This window comes from Microbispora sp. NBC_01389 (genome assembly GCF_045040095.1).
Classification (GTDB): domain Bacteria; phylum Actinomycetota; class Actinomycetes; order Streptosporangiales; family Streptosporangiaceae; genus Microbispora.
In genome coordinates this window covers 1-2,500 of sequence record NZ_CP109552.1, presented here as the reverse complement: position 1 = coordinate 2,500, position 2,500 = coordinate 1, and the positions used below count along the sequence as shown (strand labels likewise).

The window sequence follows — 2,500 nt, the reverse complement described above, 5'->3', positions numbered from 1 at the left end:
AACCCACCAGGGTTGAAAACCTGGGGGATGACCTGTGTGTAGGGGTGAAAGGCCAATCAAACTCCGTGATAGCTGGTTCTCCCCGAAATGCATTTAGGTGCAGCGTTACGTGGTGCTTGCCGGAGGTAGGGCTCTGGTTGGCTGATGGGCCCGACAAGGTTACTGACGTCAGCCAAACTTCGAATGCCGGTAAGTGGAGCGTGGCAGTGAGACTGCGGGGGATAAGCTCCGTGGTCGAGAGGGAAACAGCCCAGATCACCGACTAAGGCCCCTAAGCGTGTGCTAAGTGGGAAAGGATGTGGAGTCGCAGTGACAACCAGGAGGTTGGCTTAGAAGCAGCCACCCTTGAAAGAGTGCGTAATAGCTCACTGGTCAAGTGATTCTGCGCCGACAATGTAGCGGGGCTCAAGTACACCGCCGAAGTCGTGGCACCGCCGGCATTGCTGGTGGTGGGTAGGGGAGCGTCGTGCGAGCCGGTGAAGCTGCCGAGTGATCGTGTGGTGGAGGTCGTACGAGTGAGAATGCAGGCATGAGTAGCGAGTCAGAAGTGAGAATCTTCTGCGCCGAATGACCAAGGGTTCCTGGGGCAGGTTCGTCCGCCCAGGGTAAGTCGGGACCTAAGGCGAGGCCGACAGGCGTAGTCGATGGACAACGGGTTGATATTCCCGTACCCGCTGTGATGCGCCCATATCGAATCCGGGGATACTAAGGGTCCTTAAGCCGGTTGGCTCTTCGGAGCCGGCGTCAGGGTGAACGCCTGGCCTGATCTGGTAGTAGGTAAGCGATGGGGTGACGCAGGAAGGTAGCCCAGCCCGGGCGGTGGTTGTCCCGGGGTAAGCATGTAGGGAGAGAGATAGGCAAATCCGTCTCTCATTAATCCTGAGGTGTGATGCCGAGCCGATTGTGGCGAAGTGGGTGATCCTATGCTGCCGAGAAAAGCCTCTAGTGAGTGTCGTAGCGGCCCGTACCCTAAACCGACTCAGGTGGTCAGGTAGAGAATACCAAGGCGGTCGGGTGAACTGTGGTTAAGGAACTCGGCAAATTGCCCCCGTAACTTCGGGAGAAGGGGGACCTTTACTGGTGATGGAACTTGCTTCTTGAGCTGGTGGGGGTCGCAGTGGCCAGGGGGAAGCGACTGTTTACTAAAAACACAGGTCCGTGCGAAGTCGTAAGACGATGTATACGGACTGACGCCTGCCCGGTGCCGGAACGTTAAGGGGACCGCTTAGCACTCTTCGGGGTGCGAAGGTGAGAACTTAAGCGCCGGTAAACGGCGGTGGTAACTATAACCATCCTAAGGTAGCGAAATTCCTTGTCGGGTAAGTTCCGACCTGCACGAATGGCGTAACGACTTCCCCGCTGTCTCAACCACAGGCCCGGTGAAATTGCAGTACGAGTAAAGATGCTCGTTTCGCGCAGCAGGACGGAAAGACCCCGGGACCTTCACTACAGCTTGACATTGGCGTTTGGAGCGTCTTGTGTAGGATAGGTGGGAGACTGTGAAGCGGTGACGCTAGTTATCGTGGAGTCATTGGTGAAATACCACTCTGGTCGTTTTGGACGTCTAACCCGCGCCCGTGTATCCGGGTGGGGGACAGTGTCTGGTGGGTAGTTTAACTGGGGCGGTTGCCTCCTAAAAGGTAACGGAGGCGCCCAAAGGTTCCCTCAGCCTGGTTGGCAATCAGGTGTCGAGTGTAAGTGCACAAGGGAGCTTGACTGTGAGACTGACGGGTCGAGCAGGAGCGAAAGCTGGGACTAGTGATCCGGCATCGGCGTGTGGAAGCGGTGTCGCTCAACGGCTAAAAGGTACCCCGGGGATAACAGGCTGATCTTCCCCAAGAGTCCATATCGACGGGATGGTTTGGCACCTCGATGTCGGCTCGTCGCATCCTGGGGCTGGAGTAGGTCCCAAGGGTTGGGCTGTTCGCCCATTAAAGCGGTACGCGAGCTGGGTTTAGAACGTCGCGAGACAGTTCGGTCCCTATCCGCTGCGCGCGCAGGAGACTTGCGAGGGGCTGTCCCTAGTACGAGAGGACCGGGACGGACGAACCTCTGGTGTGCCAGTTGTTCCGCCAGGAGCACGGCTGGTTGGCTACGTTCGGTAGGGATAACCGCTGAAAGCATCTAAGCGGGAAGCTCGCCTCAAGATGAGGTCTCCCACCACGAGAGTGGGTAAGGCCCCCTATAGACGATGGGGTTGATAGGCCGGAAGTGGAAGCGTAGTAATGCGTGGAGCTGACCGGTACTAATAGGCCGAGGACTTGACCATATTATGCTCGCGTTCACTATGTGATCTCAGAGACAGCAACCGGTACACACCTTTCGGGTGTGTGGTGTGGTTGTGTGTTTCATGGGGTTACGGCGGTTATAGCGGTGGGGAAACACCCGGTTACATTCCGAACCCGGAAGTTAAGCCCGCCAGCGCCGATGGTACTGCACCGGGGACGGTGTGGGAGAGTAGGACGCCGCCGGACAATCTTTTGAGGGGGCCATCCCGTTG

Annotated in this window: 2 rRNA genes (1 of these 2 cut by a window edge); both read left to right on the top strand. The window is 57.5% G+C overall.

The window, feature by feature from the left end:
- Positions 1 to 2,269, top strand: a 23S ribosomal RNA gene (locus OG344_RS00010); it begins 837 nt to the left of the window's first position.
- 88 nt (positions 2,270 to 2,357) lie between these two features.
- A 5S ribosomal RNA gene (rrf, locus tag OG344_RS00005) occupies positions 2,358 to 2,474 on the top strand.
- Positions 2,475 to 2,500: the final 26 nt, after the last annotated feature.